The following is a 21,316-nucleotide window of genomic DNA, read 5'->3' as shown; positions in this document are numbered from 1 at the left end:
GGCAGGTGCGGGACGGTGCCCTGGCCGCCCGCAGGCACCCCCGCCTCGCATCCCCGCCTCCACGCCCCGTGGCAGCGGTCCGCCCGGCGAGGCCGGCTGGCGCGCTCGCCTGTACTACCGGCAGGTGCGGGACGGTGCCCTGGCCGCCCGCAGGCACCCCCGCCTCGCATCCCCGCCTCCACGCCCCGTGGCAGCGGTCCGCCCGGCGAGGCCGGCCGGTGCACTCGCCGGTACTACCGGCAGGGGCACCCCGATGCCCCCAGCCGCCCCCAGGCATCTCCCCCTCACGTCCCCACCCCCAACCCCCGTGGCCGCACCAGCAGTTCCGCCAGTGAGGCCAGCCAGTCGAGCAGTAGGGCGAGCGTCACCGTGAGGATCGAGCCCAGCATCAGGACCGGCATGCGCTGGTCGGTGATGCCGGTCGTGATCAGGACGCCGAGTCCGCCGCCTCCGCCGAAGGTCGCCAGGGTCGCCGTACCGACGGTGAGGACCAGGGCCGTGCGGACGCCCGCGAGGATCAGGGGGACGGCCAGCGGGAGTTCGACGCGGGTCAGGACTCCCAGCGGGGTCATGCCGATGCCCCGTGCCACCTCCAGCAGGGTCGGGTCGTTGCCCCTCAGGCCCGCGATCGTGTTCGACAGGACCGGCAGGACGGCGTAGGCGATCATGCCGATCAGGACGGCCTTCGTGCCCGTGCCCAGCCAGATCACCAGCAGGGCCAACAGGCCGATCACCGGGGTCGCCCGGCCTGTGCTGGTGACTGCCATCACCACCGGACTCGCCTTCCGGAAGGCCCCGCGGGTCAGCACGATCCCCAGCGGGATCGCGATGAGCAGCACGAAGAACGTCGAGATCACCGTCAGCTTCACGTGCTGCCACAGGGCCTCGGACACCTGCCCGTTCGACAGCGCGTTCGCCGAGAGCGGGTCCAGGTCGGCCTGCTCGAACCACAGCCAGGTCGCGAGCAGGACGGCGATGAGGAACGCGGGCAGGAAGGTCAGCTTCTGCCAGGTCACGTGAGGCCGGGGCGGGGTAGCCGGTGGAAGAGCCGCCGTCTCAGTCGCACCCGGAGTCGCCGCAGACTCCAGAGTCTCCGCCTGCTCAGCAGTCTCCTCCCACTCCGGAGTCTCCTCCAGCTCCGGCGTCTCCTCCCGCCCCAGAGCCTCCTCCAGCTCCGTAGTCTCAGAAGCCGTCACGCTTTCCGCACCCCTTCGCCGGCACCCGCCCGCTCGGCGTGCGGCTGCGCGGCCCGGATCTCCTCCCGCTCGTGCCGGTGCTCCGCGGCCTCGAAACGGTCGGCTTCCAACAGCTCGTGCACGCAGTTCATGAGCGTCTCCATGTCGACGACCCCCGTGTACTCACCGTGCCGCCCGGTCACCGCGACCCGTCCCGCGCTGTCGGTCAGCACGGCCCCCAACGCGTCCCGCAAGGTCGCGTCCCCGGTCACCGTGTCGCTCACCGGCGTCCCGGCCCGGGCCAGCGACCCCTTCGCCCGCATCATGTCGCCGCGCCTGAGCCACTTGTAGGGCCGTCCGCGCCTGTCGAGCAGCAGGATCTCGTTCGTCCCGCTGCCCCGGAGCCTGTTGAAGATCTCCTGGAGGGGGTCGTCGACGCTCACCGTCGGATAGTCCGTGATCACCACATCCCGCACCCGGGTGAGGTTCAGCCGCTTCAGCGCCGCCCCGGCGCCGACGAACCCGGACACGAAGTCGTCGGCCGGGTTGGCCAGGATCGCCTCGGGGGTGTCGAACTGGGCGATGTGGGAGCATTCGCGCAGCACGACGATCCGGTCACCCAGCTTGATCGCCTCGTCGAAGTCATGGGTGACGAAGACGATCGTCTTGCGCAGCTCGCGCTGGAGCCGGAGCAGCTCGTCCTGGAGATGGTCACGGGTGATCGGGTCGACCGCGCCGAACGGCTCGTCCATCAGCAGGACCGGCGGATCGGCGGCGAGCGCCCTCGCCACGCCCACCCGCTGCTGCTGGCCGCCGGAGAGCTGGTGCGGATAGCGGCCGTGGAACTCGCCGGGGTCCAGCCCGACGAGGTCGAGCAGTTCCTCCACCCGGTCCTTGATCCGGCTCTTCCCCCAGCCGATCATCCTCGGCACGAGCGCGATGTTCTGCGCGACCGTCATGTGCGGGAAGAGCCCGGCCGACTGGACGGCGTAGCCCACCTTGCGGCGCAGCTTGACCGGGTCGATGTCGGTCACGTCCTCACCGTTCATCCGGATGCGTCCACCGGTCGGCTCGATCAACCTGTTGATCATCTTCAGCGTCGTCGACTTACCGCATCCGGACGGCCCCACGAAGACGACGGTCTCGCCCGCCTTGATGTCCAGCGTGACGTTGTCGACGGCGGGCTGCGGGCTGCCGGGGTACCTCTTGGTCAGGTTCTCCAGCTCGATGGACGCACCCGAGGTGCCGGAAGACTCAGACACGGATCCCCCTCGGAATCGTCAGCCGTCCGATCAGGACGTACACGGCGTCGAACAGCAGGGCGAGGACGATGATCCCGAGCGTGCCCGCGAGCACCTGGTTCAGCGCGTTCTCGCTGCCCAGCGAGGCGATGCCGCGGAAGATCTCCTTGCCGAGGCCGGGCCCGGAGGCGTACGCGGCGATCGCGGCGATGCCCATCAGCATCTGCGTCGAGACCCGGATCCCGGTCAGGATCGGCGGCCAGGCGAGCGGCAGCTCGACCCGCGCCAGGCGCGTCACCCGGGACATCCCGATGCCCTTGGCCGCGTCCACCAGGGACGGATCGACCCCGCGCAGGCCCACGATCGCGTTGCGGACGATGGGCAGCAGCCCGTACAGGGTCAGGGCGATCACCGTGGGTGGCACACCCAGCCCCACGAGCGGGACGAGCAGGCCGATCATGGCGAGCGACGGGACGGTCAGGATCGTCGAGGTGGCCGTCGTGGCGAGGTTGCCCGCCCACTCACTGCGGTAGGTCACGACCCCGATCAGCACCCCGATCACGGTCGCCACGACCATGCACTGGAAGACCGCGCTCGCGTGTTGGTAGGCGTCCGCGAGCAGTTGCTGGTGCCGGTTGCCGAGGTACTCCCAGAAGGTCACGCACGTCACCTCGCTCGCTGGTGCCGGATGAGACAGCTGCGGCTGGGGGTCCGGGGGTGTCCCCCGGGAATTGCTGTCACCCGTTCACCCCAGTGGTTCGGTCACTCCCGAAGGGCCGGATCCTCCGCCGCCTGCTCCACCAGCGGGATGATCCGCAGCGGAACGGGGTTCTCCATGACGATCGCGGTGGCGGCCCGGACGATCCCATCGAAACCGACAACCCGGTCGATCACACGTTGGAGATCGGCGTTGGAGCGGGCCACGAGGCGGCACAGCATGTCCCCGCTGCCGGTGGTGGTGTGCAGCTCGAGGACCTCCGGCACGGTCGCCAAGTGCGCCCGTACGTCGGCCCCTTGCCCCTGCCGGATCTGGAGCGTGGCGAAGGCGGTCACCGGGTAGCCGAGCGCCGCCGGATCGACCTGCGGACCGAACCCCCGGATGACTCCGTTCGACTGAAGCCGGTCCAGGCGCGCCTGCACGGTCCCCCGCGCCACCCCCAGCCGCCGGGACATCTCGAGGACCCCGATCCGCGGCTCGCGCGCGAGGAGCACGATGATCCGCCCGTCCAGTGCGTCGATCCCCACAGCAGCCTCCCGGAGACATGGTCATCCTGTACAGAAAGGCCGCCGATGCGGCCCTACTGCTGAACACATTGCCCAGTGAATGCGTGAACTATTGCGCACCTTGCGGTGCGGAGCCAGGCTTCGCACATGACGCAGACCACACACCACACTCCCGACACCGCCCGGCAGGCCGATCCCTTCCCGGTCAAGGGAATGGACGCGGTCGTCTTCGCCGTCGGCAACGCCAAGCAGGCGGCGCACTACTACTCGACCGCCTTCGGCATGCGACTCGTGGCCTACTCCGGACCGGAGAACGGCAGCCGCGAGACCGCGAGCTATGTGCTGGAGAACGGCTCCGCCCGGTTCGTGTTCACCTCGGTCATCAAGCCCGCCACTCCCTGGGGCCACTTCCTCGCCCAACATGTGGCCGAGCACGGCGACGGCGTGATCGACCTCGCCATCGAGGTCCCGGACGCCCGCCGCGCCTACGACTACGCCCTCGAACACGGCGCCCGCTCGGTGGCCGAGCCGTACGAGCTGAAGGACGAGCACGGCACGGTCGTCCTCGCCGCGATCGCCACCTACGGCGAGACCCGCCACACCCTGGTCGAGCGCACCGGCTACGACGGCCCGTACCTGCCCGGCTTCGCCGCGGCCGCCCCGATCGTCGAGCCGCCCGCCCACCGCACCTTCCAGGCCGTCGACCACTGCGTCGGCAACGTCGAGCTCGGCCGGATGAACGAGTGGGTCGGCTTCTACAACAAGGTCATGGGCTTCACGAACATGAAGGAGTTCGTGGGCGACGACATCGCCACCGAGTACAGCGCGCTGATGTCGAAGGTGGTGGCCGACGGCACGCTCAAGGTGAAGTTCCCGATCAACGAGCCCGCCATCGCCAAGAAGAAGTCCCAGATCGACGAGTACCTGGAGTTCTACGGCGGCGCCGGCGTCCAGCACATCGCGCTGAACACCAACGACATCGTGCAGACCGTACGGACCATGCGGGCGGCCGGAGTCCAGTTCCTCGACACCCCCGACTCCTACTACGACACCCTCGGCGAGTGGGTCGGCGACACCCGGGTGCCGGTCGACACGCTCCGCGAGCTGAAGATCCTCGCCGACCGCGACGAGGACGGCTATCTGCTGCAGATCTTCACCAAGCCGGTCCAGGACAAGCCGACCGTGTTCTTCGAGATCATCGAGCGGCACGGTTCCATGGGCTTCGGCAAGGGCAACTTCAAGGCCCTGTTCGAGGCCATCGAGCGGGAGCAGGAGAAGCGGGGCAACCTCTAGCAAGCCCCCCTTTCCGCGTAACGCTCGTAGGCTGGCCCCATGGCCAGGATCAACGACGTGGGCGGCACGCAGGGGTTCGGCGCGATCGACACCACCGACGACGCCGAGCCCTTCCACGCCGACTGGGAGGCCCGGGTCGTCGGGCTCTACAACACCCTGCGCGCGCAAGGGGTGTTCAACACGAACGAGTTCCGGGACGCGATCGAGTCGATGCCGCCGGCGGAGTACCTGGCGGCCTCGTACTACGAGCGCTGGTTCACCGCGATCCGCGTCCTGCTCGAACGCAAGGGCGTGATCGAGCCGGGTGAGCTCGATGACTGAGGCGCCCCCCGACCGCTTCCCGCCCGGCACCCGGGTCCGCACCTACCGCCACGACCCGCCGCACCACACCCGCCTGCCCCGGTACGCGCGCGGCAAGCGGGGCGTGGTCGTCGAGCCGGAGGGCCCCGAGGAACTGGCCGACGTCAGCGCGCAGGGGCGGGGGGACGCGCCCGTCGAGCAGATCTACGCGGTCCGCTTCGAGGCCCGCGACCTCTGGGGCGAGGGCGACCACCACGTCGTACTGGACCTGTGGGAGAGCTACCTGGAGGAGGACCGCGATGACGAGCGGTGACCACCACACCGACGCGACGATCGCCCGGCGGGTACGGCGCCTGGAGACCCTCCTGGAGGAGAAGGGGCTGATCACCGGCGAACGCCTTGACGAGGCGATCGACGCGTTCCTCGCCGAGTCCTCGCCGGCGAACGGGGCACGGGTCGTGGCCCGCGCCTGGACCGACGACGCCTACCGGGCCCGGCTCCTCGCGGACGGCACGGCCGCCGTGCGGGAACTCGGCTACCTGGAGGGCTCGTTCCAGCGCCTGCGGGTCGTGGAGAACACCGAGTCGCTCCACAACGTCGTCGTCTGCACCCTCTGCTCCTGCTACCCGCTCCGGCTCCTGGGCCCGTCTCCCAGCTGGTACAAGTCCGAGGCCTACCGCTCCCGCGTGGTCCGTGAACCGCGGGAGGTACTGCGGGAGTTCGGCCTGACCCTGCCCGACTCGACTCAGATCACGGTGTGGGACTCCAGCGCGGAGACCCGCTACCTGGTCCTGCCCCGCAGGCCCGAGGGCACGGAAGGACTCGGCGAGCAGGAGCTGGCGGCGCTGGTGACGAGGAACGCCCTCATCGGTACGGCCGCGGTGTGACCGCCTTCGCGTCCACCGCCTTGGCGTCCACCCCCTTCGCGTCCACCGCCCGCACATCCGCATCCGGCACCCCCTCGTCCGGCACCTCCCCCAGCGCCGCCAACGCCTCCCGCGCCGCCCGCACCCGCGAGGGCGAGAACCAGGGGTTGATCTGGAGCGCCTCTCTCAGATGCCGGCGCGCCGGGGCGTACTGTCCCGTCTCCCGCTCGATCATGCCCAGGTGATAGGCGTACAGCGCGCTGCGCACCCCGCCGCCGTGCACCTTGTCCGTCGCGATCCGGGCGTACCGCAGGGCCTCCTTGGCCTGGCCCGCCCGGTGCAGCGCCCACCCCAGCGCGTCGGCCACCGCGATCCCCGGCTGCCGCAGCCACTCGGCCCGCAGGCGCCGTACCGCGGACGCCGGGTCACCGTGGTCCGCCTCGAACTGCCCGAGCACCAGCTCCTCGTCGGCCCCGTCCGCCGCGGCGCGTTCCACCACCGCCCGCAGCAGGTCGTACTGCACCCGGGCCGCCTGCCCGAGCCCAAGCCATTCGTACAACTCGCCCAGCTCCAGGGCGTACTGCGGAAGCGGCTGCTTCGCGAGGGCCATCCGGTAGGCGTTCAGGGCCTCCGTCGTGCGGCCCAGCGCCGCGAGGACCCGCCCCTGCCCGGCCTGCGCGGCCCGCTGGTCCGGGTCGATCCGGACGGCCTCCTGGAAGTGCCGCAGCGCGTCCTCGCGGTCACCGCGCTCCCAGGCGAGCTGCCCGGCCCGCTCCAGATACGCGGCCCGCTCGGCCGGCGCCCGCGCCCCGGCCGCCGCGTCGGAGAGCTGGGCCGCCGCGTCCTCGCGCCAGCCCCGGTCCCGGTACACGGCCGCCGCCCGGGCCATCACCGCCGGCCCCGACCGCAGCTCCGTCAGCCGCTCCAGCGCCGCACGCGCCGCCTTGTAGTCGCCGAGTCCCGTGTACGCGTCGATCAGCGCCGGATACGTCGTCCACCGCTTCGGCTCCAGCTTCCGCGCCGCCTCGCCCCAGGTCCGGGCGGTCCGGAAGTCCCGGCGCGCGTTGGCGAGGGCGGCCAGACCACCGAGGGCCGCCGCGTTCGCCCGTACCTTCAGGGACGTCTGCAGGCTGACGTCGGCCTTGGCGTAGAACGTCGTGTCGGCCGTCCGCCGCCCCTGCTCGGCATACGCCGTCCCGAGCACCGCCCACGACTCGGCGTCCTCGGGATGCCGGCGCAGATGGCTCTCCCGTTCACCGATCAGGGCCGCCAGATCGGGCAGCGCGGCCGGCACCCCGGCGGCGACCGCCGTCAGCGCCTGGGCCCCGGGCGCGGGCGCGGGAGCGCGGGTCGCCGTCCGCTCCGCGGGCAGCAGCGCCAGCACCGTACCGAGCACCGCGCAGCCGGCGACCGCGGCGATCACCAGACGCCCGTGCAGCCGGGCCCGCCGCTCCTCCGGGCGAACCCGCCGCCGCTCCTCCGGCCGGTCCTTGGTGGCTTGGTTCTCCATGGCGCTCACTGTGCGCCAGTACGACGAGCACACCCCGGCATGCGGCGGTTGCCGCTGGTGGGGTTCACACCGATGGCCCCCGGTGCGACGCTGTGATCATGAGCCGTATCGAAGCCCGTCGCGATGAAGACACAGCGGTCACCGGCAACCTGGTGGGCCGCCTGCTCACCGGTCTGCCCGCCGACGCCGTTCTCACCGACCCGGACGTCACGGTCTCCTACGCCAACGACATGGCGAGCTTCTGCCCGGCCGGCACCCCCGCGGTGGTCGTCCTGCCGCGTACGGCCGAACAGGTCCAGCACGTCATGCGCATCGCCACCGAACTGCGCGTCCCGGTCGTCCCCCAGGGCGCCCGCACGGGCCTGTCGGGCGCGGCCAACGCCTCCGACGGCTGCATCGTGCTCTCCCTGACGAAGATGGACCGGATCCTGGAGATCAACCCGGTCGACCGCATCGCCGTCGTCGAACCCGGAGTCGTCAACGCGACCCTCTCCCGCGCGGTCAACGAACTCGGCCTCTACTACCCGCCGGACCCCTCCAGCTGGGAGATGTGCACGATCGGCGGCAACATCGGCACCGCGTCCGGCGGACTGTGCTGTGTGAAGTACGGGGTCACGGCCGAGTACGTCCTCGGACTGGACGTCGTCCTCGCGGACGGGCGGCTCATGTCCACCGGCCGCCGTACCGCCAAGGGGGTCGCCGGCTACGACCTGACCCGCCTGTTCGTGGGCTCCGAGGGCTCGCTCGGTATCGTCGTCCGGGCAGTCCTGGGCCTGCGGCCGAAGCCGCCCGAGCAGCTGGTGCTGGCCGCCGAGTTCTCCTCCGGGGCCGCCGCCTGCGACGCGGTGTGCCGGATCATGGAGGGCGGGCACGTGCCGTCCCTCCTCGAACTGATGGACCGTACGACGGTCAAGGCCGTCAACGACCTGGCGCACATGGGACTCCCGGAGACCACCGAGGCCCTGCTCCTCGCCGCCTTCGACACCAGCGACCCGGCCGCCGACCTCGCCGCCGTCGGCGCGCTGTGCGAGGCGGCCGGTGCCACCCAGGTCGTCCCGGCCGACGACGCGGCCGAGTCGGAACTGCTGCTCCAGGCCCGCAGGCTCTCCCTCACCGCCCTCGAGGCCGTCAAGGGCACCACGATGATCGACGACGTGTGCGTGCCCCGCTCCCGGCTCGGCGAGCTGATCGAGGGGACCGAGCGGATCGCCGACAAGCACCGGCTCACCATCGGTGTCGTCGCCCACGCGGGCGACGGCAACACCCACCCCACGGTCTGTTTCGACGCCGCCGACCCCGACGAGTCCCGGCGGGCCCGCGAGTCCTTCGACGAGATCATGGCACTCGGCCTGGAACTCGGCGGCACGATCACCGGGGAGCACGGGGTGGGCGTACTGAAGAAGGAGTGGCTGGCGCGCGAGATCGGCTCGGTGGGCGTGGAGATGCAGCGGGCCGTGAAGGGCGTCTTCGACCCGCTGGGGATCCTGAACCCGGGCAAGCTCTTCTGACTGTTCTTTGCGGCTGAACCGCCGCCGCTCTCGCGGACCTGGCTGGTCGCCGTTGTGGTTCGTCAATTGATGGTTGCGGTCGCTCACTCCCCTTCGTCCGCCGATGCGTCGCCTGGCCAGGGGTCGCCCAGCCAGAGGTCGTCGGCCGGGGTCGGGGCCAGCAGCTCGGCGAGGCCGTCGTCGATGCCGAGCTGCTCCGCCTCGGAGCCCGGCGGGACCGCTCTGAGCGTGCGCTCCAGCCAGGCCGAGACCTGCGCAGCCGGGGCCTCCAGGAGGGCGTCGCCGTCGGGGGAGCTCAGCGCCATCAGCACGACACTGCGCCCCGCGACCTTCGTCGGCCACACCCGCACGTCCCCGTGCCCGCAGGGGCGGAACACCCCCTCCACGAGGAGTTCACGGGCGAAGGTCCAGTGGACGGGGTGGTCCGAGCCGATGTGGAAGGTGACGTGGACGGCGAAGGGGTCGTCGCTGCGGTAGCCCAGCCGGGCCGGGACGGGGATGCTGCGCTCGGGCGACAGGATGAGTTGGAGCTCCAGTTCGCGCTCCACCACCGTGTGATGCATGTCGTTCGTTCCTCTCTCGGCTCTCGTCCGGGTCCCGCGGTGGGCCCGTACGAGTGGAGAGGGGTGGGGGGAGGGATCATTACGCGGGTTCGGCGAACTTTTTTCCGCCGGTACCACGCCCGCTGTCACGGCCGGTGTCGGTCGTGCTCAAAAGGGGTGGGTCCGGTGGGACTGGCGGTGGGCCTTGCGCCGGTCTGATAGATGTGGAGCCCCCTCTATTGACCCCCGAGCAGATACGGGACGACGGACATGAGCGCCCCAACCCCGGCACCCGGTGACGACAGGCCCCGCGAGGGCTACTACCCGGACCCGTCCATTCCTGGATATGTCCGTTACTGGAACGGTGCCTCCTGGGTGCCGGGCACCAGCCGTCCCGCCCCGGCGGCCGGTGAACCGCTCGCACCGCCGGCCGGCGCGGGCTCCGAGCCGGGCCCGTCCCCGGTGGAGGAGACGGGCCCGCACTTCTTCGACGAGGACCCGGCCGAGGAACCCCCGCACCCCGACACCCAGCACGGCAGCCGCCCCGAACCCGCGTCGGCGTGGGCCGCCGACCGGGCCCACCAGGGGGGCTTCGGCGGCGAGCAGGACCGCCGGGTGTCGTGGGGGTCCCCGCAGGCGGCCGCGCAGGCTCAGGGGATTCCGCACCAAGGGGCTCAGCAGGGGCCGCAGGGCGCTCAGCACGGCGCGCCGCAGACTCCGCGGGGCGCCGACCCGAGAGTGCCCGGTCCTGGGCGGCCGGAGGGCCACGCGGCCCGTACCGACGGCACGGCCACGATCCCGCCCGTCGAGCCGGACGAGGACGGCGGCACACGGGTCTTCCGCAGGCCCACGGCCGGGTCCGGGGGAGCGGGGGCGGCGGGCGCCGCTGGGGCTGCCCGGCAGTCCGACGACGACGGCACCATGAAGTTCCGCGCGGTCTCGCCGCGCACGGCGCAGCAGGGCGGGGGGCCCGGGGCGCAGAGCGGAAGCACACCCGGACCCGCGTACGCCGGCCCCGTCGCACAGGGCGGCCAGGGCGCCGGCGTCCAGCCCTCCACAGCCGGTGTCTCCGCCGCCGCCGAGGCCCCGGGTTTCGGTGCCGGCAAGGCCGCCGCCGAGCGCGCCGCGGCGGCCGGAAGCGCGGGCCCCCAGGGCCCCGCCTCCGCCCCGGCCCCGTCGCCGCAGGGCGTCCCGCAGCAGGGCGGCGGCCCCCAGCAGGCCGTCGGAGGCCAACCCGTCGGAGGCCGACCCGTCGGAGTTCAGCCCGCAGCCACTCCCATGAGCCCCGGCCCCGGTGGCGGTCAGCCCTCCTGGGCCCAGCAGGTGCACCGGCTCGCCGGGCCCGACGAGGAGCAGCCCGTCCCCTGGAAGCCGCCGGTCGAGGACATCTTCCAGGCGGCTGCCCGCCGCCAGGCCTCGGCCAGACCCGCGGGTCTCGGCAAGCGCCTGGCTGCGCGTCTGCTCGACACCCTCGTCGTCGGCGCGGTCACGGCCGTGGCCGCCGTCCCCCTCGGCGCCAAGGCGGCCGACCACATCAACGAGAAGATCGACGCGGCCAAGCTCTCCGGCGAGACCGTGACGGTCTGGCTGCTGGACGGCACCACGTCGGTGTATCTCGGCATCGTGGTCGCCGTGCTCCTCGTCGCCGGGATCCTGTACGAGGCGCTGCCCACCGCCAAGTGGGGGCGCACGCTCGGCAAGAAGCTGTTCGGCCTGGAGGTGCGGGACATCGAGGGCCACGAGCCCCCGTCCTTCTCCGGTGCCCTGCGCCGCTGGTTGGTCTACAGCGTGCCGGGTCTGCTCGGCATCGGTCTCGTGGGCGTCGCCTGGTGCCTGTTCGACCGGCCGTGGCGCCAGTGCTGGCACGACAAGGCGGCGCATACGTTCGTGGCGGGCTGAGCGGGTCCCGCGGACGACGTACGGGATTCGGTACTCCGGACGGCCGCGCGCCGGATGCGGAGTCGGGGGGTTCGCGGTCGACTCGGGCCATGAGCAGTGAACCGCCCCCCGGCTCCGGCCAGCAGCCGCCGGATGACGACCCGCTGAGGAAGCAGCCCCCGCCCGCCGAGGGCTCGGGATCGCCGTACAGCACACCGCCGCCGTACGGCGGAAGTCCCTACGGCGGCGGTGACCCGTACGGCGGTGGCCCCGCCGACCCGTTGGCCGGCATGCCCCCGCTGGCACCCAGCGGCCGGCGCACGCTCGCCCGGATCATCGACATGATCATGGTGGGTATCGTCGTCTGGCTCCTCACCTGGGGCTTCGGAGTGAGCGAGTTCGACGTGAACAGCGACGGCATGCAGTACGGCAAGTCGCTCGCCCAGTCGGCGCTCGCCGCGGTGCTCTACATCGCCTACGACACGATCCTGATCACCCGGTCCGGGCAGACGCTCGGCAAGAAGTGGCTCGGGATGCGGGTGGCGAACCTCGACAACGGCTCCACGCCCACCGTACAGACCACGCTGATCCGCTCGGCGGTGCTGTGGATCCCGTTCGCGTTCTGCTGCGCCTGCGTCTGGACCGCCATCTCCGGCGGCTGGAGCTACTTCGACAAGCCGTACAAGCAGGGCCTGCACGACAAGGCGGCGAAGACGGTGGTGGTCAGCACGGGCTGAACCGGGCGGGCGGCCCGCCCTCCTCCTGAGAGGCATGCGGCACGCTGAGGACGGAGTGTGCGGTCTGTCCTCGCGGGCAGCGTGGTTGGGGGTGCCGGAGCGGTCGGTCGCCGTTGGTGTGTCCGGGCGTGTCCGGGCGGCGTTGCTGCGAGCGCCGAGCCGTGGGCCCTAATTGGCGCGGCCGGGCCGTGCGGCGTGTCCGGGGTGTGCGTGACCGGAGTGCCGAGCCGACGGTCACTGTGGTGAACGTGATCGGTGCCCAGGTCCACCTCGGTGATCCCCGGGGCTGAGTGAACGCGATGTTCAGGCGGCTGTCTTGGACGGTCCTGGCCACGGCCCCGGGCGGTCGACGGGCTTGCTCTCCGCGACGACGCCGGGTTTCGGCCGGTGAACGCGGCTGGTACTCGGGCCGCCCAGACGATCCCGGAGGCAGAGAGGCACCCGGCTCGGCGGGCGGGGTCGGGGCCCTGGCCCGCTCCGACGAACCCGGGAGGGGACGCGTAGCGCCCTGCTGGGTGAACGCAGTGTTCAGGCGGCTGCCTTGGACGGTCCTGGCCACGGCCCCGGGCGGTCGACGGGCTTGCTCTCCGCGACGACGCCGGGTTTCGGTCGGTGAACGCGGCTGGTACTCGGGCCGCCCCGACGAACCCGGGGTCGAGAAGAAGCCCTCGCCCCGACGAACCCGGGAGGCGGCGCGGAACCCCTGCTCGGGGAACGCAGTGTTCAGGCGGCTGTCTTGGAGCTCGTGGCTGCCGCGGGGACCTGTTCCTGCGCCGGGTGTTCGGCGGGCCTGTTCATCGCGACCACGCGGGGCTTCGGCTGGGGCACCGTCATGGCGACCAGCAGGCCGAGGGCGAGCGCCGAGACCGCGACGACCGCGGTCCCCACGGCCGAACTCGTCTGTGACAGCAGCAGCATGGCGAGCGTCGAGAAGATGACGGTGATCGAACCGTAGGCGATCTGTGCGGCAGTCGGACGAGGCATGGCAATCGTGTCCTCGGAATCGGGGGTCCACGGGGTGTGTCGGCCTGGCATTCCGCCGACATCCGGGCGTTCCGCCGATCGACTCTAATCGCCTGTTTGCCCGAGTGGAACGAACAGTAAGCGTGACCTAACCAACAGTGCCGGAGCACAGGGGGCGCACGGAGTCATGACGTCCATCAAGTGGACGGCCGTGCGCGCCTGTCGTGTTGCAGTCGCGTGTCCGCAATACGAACACCGGCTCCCAATAATGCACTTGTCGGGTCCAAGTCAAGATCTGTCTTTTCTCCCCAACCTTTAGTCAAATACGGGTCACTTGCCTGATAGGGGAGAGGTACAAGTGACGGACAGATCCTGGACGTTCAGGACGGCAGCGACAGTCGTGGCGATAGCCGCGGCCTCGGCCACGTTCTCCACGTTCGCCGTGGCGCAGGCCGCGGACAGCTCCGCGAAGACTTCCGCGGCCGACCGGCGGGACCCGCAGCCGGCGAAGGCCAGGGAGCACGACTTCGACGGCCCGCTGACCAAGACCCAGGAGGCGCAGCGGAAGGAGGCGCTCGACCAGGTCATATCCGGTGACGCCGCGGTCAGGAACCGCAACGGCTCCCAGGTGGTCGAGCTCAAGAGCCGCAAGGGCGACAGCAAGTACGTCGAACTCGGCCGGGAGAAGACCGACAAGATCTTCACCATCCTGGTGGAGTTCGGCGACCAGGTCGACCCCCGCTACGGCGGCACGGCCGGCCCGCTGCACAACCGGATAGCCAAGCCGGACCGCAAGCAGAACAACAGCACGGCCTGGCAGGCGGACTACAACCAGGCGCACTTCCAGGACCTGTACTTCGGCACCGGCAAGAAGACCGAGTCGCTGAAGAAGTACTACGAGAAGCAGTCCTCGGGCCGCTACTCGGTCGAGGGCGAAGTGACCGACTGGGTCAAGGTCCCCTACAACGAGGCCCGTTACGGCTCCAACAAGGCGTCCACCGGCGCCTGGTACGCCGTGCAGGACGGCGTCAACGCCTGGGTCGCCCAGCGCGAGGCCGCCGGCGACACCGCCGCCGAGATCGCCGCGGAACTGGCCGAGTTCGACCAGTGGGACCGCTACGACTTCGACGGCGACGGCAACTTCAACGAGCCCGACGGCTACATCGACCACTTCCAGATCGTGCACGCCGGCGAGGACGAGTCCGCGGGCGGCGGCGCCCAGGGCGAGGACGCCATCTGGGCCCACCGCTGGTACGCCTTCGGCACCGACGCCGGCTCCACCGGCCCGGACACCAACAAGCTCGGCGGCACCCAGATCGGCGACACCGGCATCTGGGTCGGCGACTACACCATCCAGCCGGAGAACGGCGGACTCGGCGTCTTCGCCCACGAGTACGGCCACGACCTGGGCCTGCCCGACGAGTACGACACCTCCGGCGCCGGTGAGAACTCCACCGGCTTCTGGACGCTGATGTCCTCCGGCTCCTGGCTCGGCACCGGCAAGGACTCCATCGGCGACCTGCCCGGCGACATGAACGCCTGGGACAAGCTCCAACTGGGCTGGCTCGACTACGACGTGGCCAACGCGGGCAAGCGGTCCAGCCACAAGCTGGGCGTCGCGGAGTACAACACCAAGAACCCGCAGGCGCTCGTGGTCCAGCTGCCCAAGAAGACGGTCAGCACCCCGGTGGTCACCCCGGCACAGGGCACCACCCAGTGGTGGAGCGGCAGCGGCAACGACCTGCGCAACACCCTGAGCCGCCCGCTCGACCTGACCGGCAAGTCCTCGGCGGCGCTGACCCTCGACGGCTGGTGGGACATCGAGCAGGACTACGACTACCTCTACACCGAGGTCTCCACCGACGGCTCCAACTGGACGCCGATCGACGGCACCCTGGCCGACGGCACCGCCATCCCGCGCGACGGCAGCGGCAAGCCGGCCCTCACCGGCTCGGTCGACGCCTACCAGAAGCTGACCTTCCCGCTGAACGCCTACGCGGGCCAGAAGGTCCAGCTGCGCTTCCGCTACCAGACCGACGGCGGGGCCGCCCTGAAGGGCTTCGCGGCCGACGAGATCACGGTGACCGCCGACGGCGCGACCCTGTTCTCCGACAACGCCGAGACGGCGGACGCCGCCTGGACCGCGAACGGCTTCTCGCGCATCGGCGCCTCGATCACGGACGAGTACGCGCAGTACTACCTCGCCGAGAACCGCCAATACGTGTCGTACGACAAGGTGTTGAAGGTCGGCCCGTACAACTACGGCTTCTCGACGACCCGTCCGGACTGGGTGGAGCACTACGCCTACCAGAACGGCCTGTTGATCTGGAAGTGGGACACCTCCCAGGCGGACGACAACACCAGCCAGCACCCGGGTACGGGTCTGATCCTCCCGGTCGACTCCCACCCGACCCCCCTCAAGTGGTCCGACGGCACGCTGATGCGCAACCGCATCCAGGCCTACGACTCCACCTTCAGCTGGTACCCGACGGACTCGGTCACGCTGCACAACGCCGACGTCCCGACGAAGATCAAGTCCAAGCCCGGCGTCCCGGTCTTCGACGACGGCACGTCGAGCTACTACGACCCGTCGAACCCGTTCGCGGGCGTCAACATCACTGACACCGACACCCGGATCAAGATCGTCAAGGAGCCCCTGAACGGCTCGACGATCACGCTCCAGGTCGGACCTTCGGCCAAGAAGAAGTAAAATCGCAGGTCACAAGCGTATCGGCGGCAACCCCTGGCGGGTTGCCGCCGATCGTGTTTAGGTGCGTCCTGTGGCTTCCTTATTGACACCGACGCACACGGGGGTGTGACCCGCATGGCCGCAGGAGGTTTCTGCAAGCTGCCGAACGGCAGGGTGGTGGTGGCGCTGAACCTGCCCCGCCCGCCCGCCGACGGCTACGGCAGTGTGCGGGTACTCGTCCACGCCCACAACCGGGCGCGCGCCCTGACCAGGCTGCGCAACCTGGGACTGCGCGCGGTGTACCTGCGCGGCAACGGCGCGCCCCCGACCCCGGACGAGATCACCGCCGTACTGCACCATCCGGACGGGCTGATATGGCGTACCGCCCCTGACAACGCTGTCGTGGGCGGCCCCGAGCTGGCCCAGGAGCTGTGGCATCCGATCAGGTCACTGCTGAGGAGGCCGACAGCACCGGCCTGAGGCCGTGCCTGTTCCTAGACGACCGGCTTACCGGACAGCTCCACGCCCGCCGCGCGCAGCTCCTCGATCGCCCGCTCGGTCGTCGCCTCGGCGACCCCGGCCGTGAGGTCGAGGAGGACCTGCGTACGGAAGCCCTCCCGGGCCGCGTCCAGCGCGGTGGCCCGTACGCAGTGGTCCGTGGCGATTCCCACCACGTCCACCTCCGAGACCTCGCGCGCCCGCAGCCAGTCGGCCAGCGTCACGCCGTTCTCGTCGGCCCCCTCGAACCCGCTGTACGCCGCCGCGTACGCCCCCTTGTCGAAGACCGCGTCGATCGCCCCGGAGGCGACGGCCGGCGCGAAGTTCGGGTGGAACCCCACCCCCTCGGTCCCGGCGACGCAGTGCGCGGGCCAGGAGTGCACGAAGTCGGGGTTGTCGGCGAAGTGGCCGCCCGGCGCGATGTGGTGGTCGCGGGTGGCCACCACGTGCTGGTAGCCGGAGCCCGCCGCCTGCCCGATCAGCTCGGTGACGGCGGCGGCCACATCGGCCCCGCCGGCCACCGCGAGACTGCCTCCCTCGCAGAAGTCGTTCTGCACGTCGACGACGATCAAGGCGCGGCGCATGGTGGGTGTCCTTCGACTAAGAGTGAACTTACGAGCCTAGAGACTTCGGGGACCGGGCGGGAGGGGGCGTGGGCGGGCGCGTTCGGGACGACACCCGCCGGACAAGGCCTAGCTACCCGTGCGCCCGTGGACATACTCCGTCGGAATGACCGGCTCCCCGCGCGAGAGCTGTGTCGCCGACAGCGGCAGATTGGCCCGGGCGGCGGCATGCCGGTCCCGTACGACGTCCAGCGGCTCGCGGGCCACGACCGCGCCGCCCTTGACCAGCTCCACCAGCAGCTGCCGGTCCGTGAGCCCCGCCGGAACCGGTCCGGTGCCCACCACCTCGGCCTCCGCGAACCCCTCCGCGTCCAGCCGCCGGGCCGCCCACTTGCGCCCGCCGACCGAGGTCTTGCCCCCGGACGACTTCTTTGCGACCGGGATCAGCGGCGCCTTCGGATCGTCGGACTCGGCCCGCGCGACCAGCTTGTAGACCATCGAGGCCGTCGGGTGCCCGGAGCCGGTCACCAGCTGGGTGCCGACGCCGTACGCGTCCACCGGGGCCACCGCCAGCGAGGCGATGGCGTACTCGTCCAGGTCGGAGGTGACGATGATCCGCGTCCGCTTCGCGCCCAGCTCGTCCAGCTGCTGCCGCACCCGGTGGGCGACCAGGAGCAGGTCGCCGGAGTCGATGCGCACGGCCCCCAGCTCGGGCCCGGCGACCTCGACGGCCAGGCGGACGGCCTCCGTCACGTCGTAGGTGTCGACGAGCAGGGTGGTGCCCCGGCCCAGCGACTCCACCTGGGCCCGGAAGGCGTCCCGCTCGTGGTCGTGCAGCAGGGTGAAGGCGTGGGCGGAGGTGCCCACCGTGGGGATGCCGTAGCGGAAACCGGCCGCGAGGTCGGAGGTGGTGGCGAAACCGCCCACGTAGGCGGCGCGGGCGGCGGCCACGGCGGAGAGCTCGTGGGTGCGGCGGGCGCCCATCTCGATCAGCGGCCGGTCACCCGCGGCCGAGGACATCCGGGAGGCGGCCGCGGCTATCGCGGAGTCGTGGTTGAGGATCGACAGGATCACGGTCTCCAGCAGCACGCACTCGGCGAAGGAGCCCTCCACCCGCAGGATCGGCGAGCCCGGGAAGTACACCTCGCCCTCCGGGTAGCCCCAGATGTCGCCGCCGAAGCGGTAGGTGGCGAGCCAGTCGAGGGTCTCCTCGTCGACGATGGAGCGTTCGCGCAGGAAGCCGAGGACATCGGCGTCGAAGCGGAAGTTCTCCACCGCGTCCAGCACCCGGCCGGTGCCCGCGACGACGCCGTAGCGCCGCCCCTCCGGCAGCCGACGGGTGAAGACCTCGAAGACGCTGCGCCGTTCGGCGGTACCCGCCTTCAGCGCGGCCTGCAGCATGGTCAGCTCGTACTGGTCCGTGAAGAGCGCCGTCGAGGGAACGTCCACCGGCAGCCCAAGGTCCGCTGTGTTCATAGCAACGGATGCTACCCCACTTCGCGTCAGTGTGACGATTTGTGGGGTGCGTGGCAGCATGGGCCGTGTGACGTCACCCGCTCCCGTAGAGATCGAACGCACCGAGTCGGCGGAAGAGGTCTTCGCCGTCCCCGAGCCGGACGTCCCCTGGGTCACCATCGTCCACAACGACCCGGTCAACCTCATGAGCTACGTGACCTACGTCTTCCAGACCTACTTCGGCTACTCGAAGGACAAGGCCACCAAACTGATGCTCGACGTCCACCACAAGGGCCGGGCGGTCGTCTCCAGCGGATCCCGCGAGGAGATGGAACGCGATGTGCAGGCCATGCACGGCTACGGTCTGTGGGCCACCCTCCAGCAGGACCGGAAATGACCCGCCCCCGCCCGCAGGACCGGAAGTAGCGACAGACCCTGATGCCCGGAACCTTCGAACCGCTCCCCGGCGGCGGCGCGGCCGTCGCGCTCGACGACGTCGAGATCTCCATCATCCGGTCGCTGGCCGTCCAGCTCCTGGAACTCATCGGCCCGGGACCCGCCGAGGACGCCTCCGACGACCCGCTCGCCGAGCTCTTCGCGGACGGCCCGAGCGAGCCGCCCTCCGACCCGGTGCTCAAGCGGCTCTTCCCGGACGCCTACAGCGATCCGGAGGGCGCTCCCCGGGCCGAGAAGGCCGAGGAGCAGCGGGCGTACTCCTCGGAGTTCCGCCGCTACACCGAGAACGACCTGCGGGCCGGCAAGCGCGACAACGCCCTCGCGGTCGTCCGCTCCCTGGACGCCCTGCGCTCCGGAGGCGACGGCGGGGCGGTCCTCAAGCTGTCGGCCGGTGAGTCCCAGCAGTGGCTCGGCACCCTCAACGACCTGCGCCTCGCGATCGGCTCCCGCCTCGACATCACCGACGAGGAGGACACCGACCTCCTCTACCGGCTCCCGGACGAGGACCCCCGTAAGCCGATGGTGATGGCGTATCTGTGGCTGGGCGGTCTCCAGGAGACCCTCGTGACCACCCTTATGCCATGAGATGTGGCGGTTCTGTGTTCGCTCAGAGGACGCTCAAATCCGGATAACGATCACGTCACCGCGCTGACGGCTTTCGTTCCATCCACAGGTCCTTTGTCCGCTTCTTCCTGTGCTCTGCGCCACACAGCGCCCGGGTGATCAATGCTGCGGCCGTGATAAATCTTCACGACCGCCCGGCGAACACCACCCGTATGTTCGGCCGGGTGCGCCACCGAGCCGGTAACCGCCGGCCAGGCACGACTCCATCAATCCGGGGGGATCGAGAACCGGTCCGAGGCCGACGAGAGGCCCGGTCCGGTATGGAGAAAGGCGCACCACCACATGACCTCCGCTCAGGTCGAAGACAAAGACTCAGGCCCGGAGAAGGCCCCGAACGCGTCCGAAGAGGGGTACGAGCGCGGACTCGGCAGCCGCCAGGTCCAGATGATCGCGATCGGCGGCGCCATCGGCGTCGGCCTCTTCCTCAACGCCGGGGCGAACATCGCCAAGGCCGGTCCGAGCCTCATCCTGATGTACGCCGTCGCCGGCGTGATCATCTTCTTCATCATGCGGGCACTGGGCGAGCTGCTGCTCTACCGCCCGGTCTCCGGCTCGTTCGCGGAGTACTCCCGCGAGTTCCTCGGCCCGTTCTTCGGCTACTTCACCGGCTGGACGTACTGGCTGCTGTGGGTCGTCACCGGCATGGCGGAACTCACCGCCGCCGCGATCTACGTCAACTACTGGTTCCCCGCCGTCCCGCAGTGGACGACGGCCCTGGTCTTCCTGGTCGTCCTGTTCGTGGCGAACCTGATCTCGGTGAAGCTGTTCGGCGAGATCGAGTTCTGGTTCTCGATGATCAAGGTCACCGCCCTGATCGGCATGATCGTGATCGGCCTCGGCGTGCTGACCTTCGGCTTCAGCGCGGCCGGCGACACCGCCGCGGTCTCCAACCTCTGGGCCTTCGACGGCTTCTTCCCCAAGGGCGTCGGCTCGTCCCTGATGACCCTGCAGGGCGTGATGTTCGCCTACCTCGCCGTCGAACTGGTCGGCGTCACCGCCGGTGAGTCCGAGAACCCCGAGAAGACCCTCCCCAAGGCGATCAACACCCTGCCCTGGCGCATCGGCCTCTTCTACGTCGGTGCCCTCACCGTCATCCTGTGCGTGGTCAAGTGGACCGAGTTCGCGGCCGGCGTCAGCCCCTTCGTGAAGGCCTTCGCCGTGATCGGCATCCCCGCGGGCGCCGGCATCGTGAACTTCGTCGTCCTCACCGCGGCCCTGTCCTCCTGCAACTCCGGCATGTACTCCACGGGCCGCATGCTGCGCACCCTGGCCGACAGCGGAGAGGCGCCGCAGGCCTTCAACAAGCTCTCCGTCACCCGCACGCCGGCGCTGGCCATCACGGTCTCCGTGCTCTTCATGGGCATCGGCGTGGTGCTGAACTACGTCGTGCCGGAGAAGGCCTTCGGATACGTCGTCTCGGTCGCGACCGCCGCGGGCATCTGGACCTGGCTGATGATCCTGCTCAGCCATGTGCGCTACCGCCGCGAGGTCGTGGCAGGGCGGCTGCCCGCCTCCTCCTTCCCGGCACCGGGCGGCTCGGTCGGCAGCTGGATCGCCATCGTCTTCCTGCTCTTCGTGACCGGCCTGATCGCGTACGACGCGGACTCGCGGGTGTGTCTGTACGTGATGGCGGGCTGGGCCGCGGCGCTGGGCGTGGGCTGGTTCGTGCTGAAGTCCCGTCACCCGCAGATCGCTGACCGGCGGGAGCCGGAGTTCGAGAAGGTCTCCGGATAGAACGTCCGGCATCTGGGCTGCCCCGTACCACTCCTCGGTACCGGGCAGCCCTTCTGCTTA

Annotated in this window: 21 protein-coding genes; 12 read left to right on the top strand and 9 right to left on the bottom strand. The window is 70.6% G+C overall.

The window, feature by feature from the left end; all coding sequences use genetic code 11:
- Positions 1-284: 284 nt before the first annotated feature.
- The 4 genes from ACIRP7_RS02680 to ACIRP7_RS02665 all read right to left on the bottom strand — a co-directional run bounded on the left by ACIRP7_RS02680 (position 285) and on the right by ACIRP7_RS02665 (position 3,661).
- A complete protein-coding gene (locus tag ACIRP7_RS02680; RefSeq protein ID WP_403653037.1) occupies positions 285-1,088 on the bottom strand; it encodes an ABC transporter permease in 804 nt (267 codons plus the stop codon).
- A 104-nt stretch (positions 1,089-1,192) separates the two neighbouring features.
- Positions 1,193-2,437, bottom strand: coding sequence for a betaine/proline/choline family ABC transporter ATP-binding protein (locus ACIRP7_RS02675; protein WP_403652921.1), 1,245 nt, complete (start codon positions 2,435-2,437; stop codon positions 1,193-1,195).
- Positions 2,430-3,077 carry an ABC transporter permease gene (locus ACIRP7_RS02670; RefSeq protein WP_403652919.1) on the bottom strand — a complete coding sequence of 216 codons (648 nt, stop codon included), beginning with the start codon at positions 3,075-3,077 and terminating at the stop codon, positions 2,430-2,432. The genes ACIRP7_RS02675 and ACIRP7_RS02670 overlap by 8 nt, the downstream gene beginning before the upstream one ends.
- A gap of 101 nt (positions 3,078-3,178) precedes the next feature.
- Positions 3,179-3,661 (bottom strand): Lrp/AsnC family transcriptional regulator, encoded by a 483-nt coding sequence (locus tag ACIRP7_RS02665; RefSeq protein WP_031041595.1) that lies wholly within the window; start codon positions 3,659-3,661, stop codon positions 3,179-3,181.
- 126 nt (positions 3,662-3,787) lie between these two features.
- Between ACIRP7_RS02665 and hppD the strand changes: the two genes are divergently transcribed.
- The 4 genes from hppD to nthA are packed head-to-tail and all read left to right on the top strand — an operon-like array spanning position 3,788 to position 6,120.
- The gene (gene hppD, locus ACIRP7_RS02660) at positions 3,788-4,933 is read left to right on the top strand and encodes a 4-hydroxyphenylpyruvate dioxygenase (RefSeq protein ID WP_403652916.1); all 1,146 of its coding nucleotides are present in this window, start codon (positions 3,788-3,790) and stop codon (positions 4,931-4,933) included.
- A 39-nt stretch (positions 4,934-4,972) separates the two neighbouring features.
- On the top strand, positions 4,973-5,254 hold the full coding sequence (locus tag ACIRP7_RS02655; RefSeq protein WP_403652913.1) for a hypothetical protein: 282 nt from the start codon (positions 4,973-4,975) through the stop codon (positions 5,252-5,254).
- Positions 5,247-5,546, top strand: a complete 300-nt coding sequence (locus tag ACIRP7_RS02650) for an SH3-like domain-containing protein (protein ID WP_352391163.1) — start codon at positions 5,247-5,249, stop codon at positions 5,544-5,546. Before ACIRP7_RS02655 ends, ACIRP7_RS02650 begins: the two co-directional genes overlap by 8 nt.
- Positions 5,533-6,120 carry a nitrile hydratase subunit alpha gene (nthA, locus tag ACIRP7_RS02645; RefSeq protein ID WP_403652910.1) on the top strand — a complete coding sequence of 196 codons (588 nt, stop codon included), beginning with the start codon at positions 5,533-5,535 and terminating at the stop codon, positions 6,118-6,120. The genes ACIRP7_RS02650 and nthA overlap by 14 nt, the downstream gene beginning before the upstream one ends.
- Here the strand turns inward: nthA and ACIRP7_RS02640 are convergent.
- Entirely contained in the window at positions 6,098-7,609 is a 1,512-nt protein-coding gene (locus tag ACIRP7_RS02640) for a tetratricopeptide repeat protein (RefSeq protein ID WP_403652907.1), read from the bottom strand. The two genes, nthA and ACIRP7_RS02640, sit on opposite strands and share 23 nt — an antisense overlap.
- A gap of 92 nt (positions 7,610-7,701) precedes the next feature.
- On the opposite strand from ACIRP7_RS02640, the gene ACIRP7_RS02635 reads away from it, so the two are divergent.
- Entirely contained in the window at positions 7,702-9,117 is a 1,416-nt protein-coding gene (locus ACIRP7_RS02635; RefSeq protein WP_403652904.1) for an FAD-binding oxidoreductase, read from the top strand.
- An 83-nt stretch (positions 9,118-9,200) separates the two neighbouring features.
- On the opposite strand, the gene ACIRP7_RS02630 is transcribed toward ACIRP7_RS02635, so the two are convergent.
- Positions 9,201-9,680 (bottom strand): SsgA family sporulation/cell division regulator, encoded by a 480-nt coding sequence (locus tag ACIRP7_RS02630; RefSeq protein WP_403652902.1) that lies wholly within the window; start codon positions 9,678-9,680, stop codon positions 9,201-9,203.
- 249 nt (positions 9,681-9,929) lie between these two features.
- Between ACIRP7_RS02630 and ACIRP7_RS02625 the strand changes: the two genes are divergently transcribed.
- On the top strand, positions 9,930-11,558 hold the full coding sequence (locus ACIRP7_RS02625) for an RDD family protein (protein WP_403652900.1): 1,629 nt from the start codon (positions 9,930-9,932) through the stop codon (positions 11,556-11,558).
- 89 nt (positions 11,559-11,647) lie between these two features.
- Positions 11,648-12,274, top strand: a complete 627-nt coding sequence (locus tag ACIRP7_RS02620) for an RDD family protein (RefSeq protein ID WP_403652897.1) — start codon at positions 11,648-11,650, stop codon at positions 12,272-12,274.
- Positions 12,275-12,997: 723 nt separating this feature from the next.
- On the opposite strand, the gene ACIRP7_RS02615 is transcribed toward ACIRP7_RS02620, so the two are convergent.
- A complete protein-coding gene (locus ACIRP7_RS02615; RefSeq protein ID WP_403652894.1) occupies positions 12,998-13,258 on the bottom strand; it encodes a hypothetical protein in 261 nt (86 codons plus the stop codon).
- Positions 13,259-13,595: 337 nt separating this feature from the next.
- Here ACIRP7_RS02615 and ACIRP7_RS02610 point away from each other — a divergent pair, with 337 nt between their 5' ends.
- A complete protein-coding gene (locus tag ACIRP7_RS02610) occupies positions 13,596-15,947 on the top strand; it encodes an immune inhibitor A domain-containing protein (RefSeq protein ID WP_403652891.1) in 2,352 nt (783 codons plus the stop codon).
- Between the two features lie 114 nt (positions 15,948-16,061).
- Positions 16,062-16,406 (top strand): hypothetical protein, encoded by a 345-nt coding sequence (locus tag ACIRP7_RS02605; RefSeq protein ID WP_352391172.1) that lies wholly within the window; start codon positions 16,062-16,064, stop codon positions 16,404-16,406.
- Positions 16,407-16,420: 14 nt separating this feature from the next.
- On the opposite strand, the gene ACIRP7_RS02600 is transcribed toward ACIRP7_RS02605, so the two are convergent.
- Entirely contained in the window at positions 16,421-17,008 is a 588-nt protein-coding gene (locus tag ACIRP7_RS02600) for an isochorismatase family protein (protein ID WP_352391173.1), read from the bottom strand.
- A gap of 108 nt (positions 17,009-17,116) precedes the next feature.
- Entirely contained in the window at positions 17,117-18,463 is a 1,347-nt protein-coding gene (locus ACIRP7_RS02595; protein ID WP_403652888.1) for a nicotinate phosphoribosyltransferase, read from the bottom strand.
- A 58-nt stretch (positions 18,464-18,521) separates the two neighbouring features.
- Here ACIRP7_RS02595 and clpS point away from each other — a divergent pair, with 58 nt between their 5' ends.
- From clpS to ACIRP7_RS02580, 3 genes are all read left to right on the top strand, one after another.
- Positions 18,522-18,839 (top strand): ATP-dependent Clp protease adapter ClpS, encoded by a 318-nt coding sequence (gene clpS / locus ACIRP7_RS02590; protein WP_007382360.1) that lies wholly within the window; start codon positions 18,522-18,524, stop codon positions 18,837-18,839.
- A gap of 41 nt (positions 18,840-18,880) precedes the next feature.
- Positions 18,881-19,483 carry a DUF2017 domain-containing protein gene (locus ACIRP7_RS02585; RefSeq protein ID WP_403652885.1) on the top strand — a complete coding sequence of 201 codons (603 nt, stop codon included), beginning with the start codon at positions 18,881-18,883 and terminating at the stop codon, positions 19,481-19,483.
- 321 nt (positions 19,484-19,804) lie between these two features.
- Positions 19,805-21,256: an amino acid permease gene (locus ACIRP7_RS02580; RefSeq protein ID WP_403652882.1), complete on the top strand. Its 1,452-nt coding sequence runs from the start codon at positions 19,805-19,807 to the stop codon at positions 21,254-21,256.
- Positions 21,257-21,316 lie beyond the last annotated feature (60 nt).

The sequence above is a fragment of the Streptomyces sp. NPDC102270 genome (assembly GCF_044766405.1).
In the GTDB taxonomy this organism is placed as follows: Bacteria; Actinomycetota; Actinomycetes; order Streptomycetales; family Streptomycetaceae; genus Streptomyces.
This window is presented reverse-complemented; position numbering and strand designations above follow the sequence as displayed.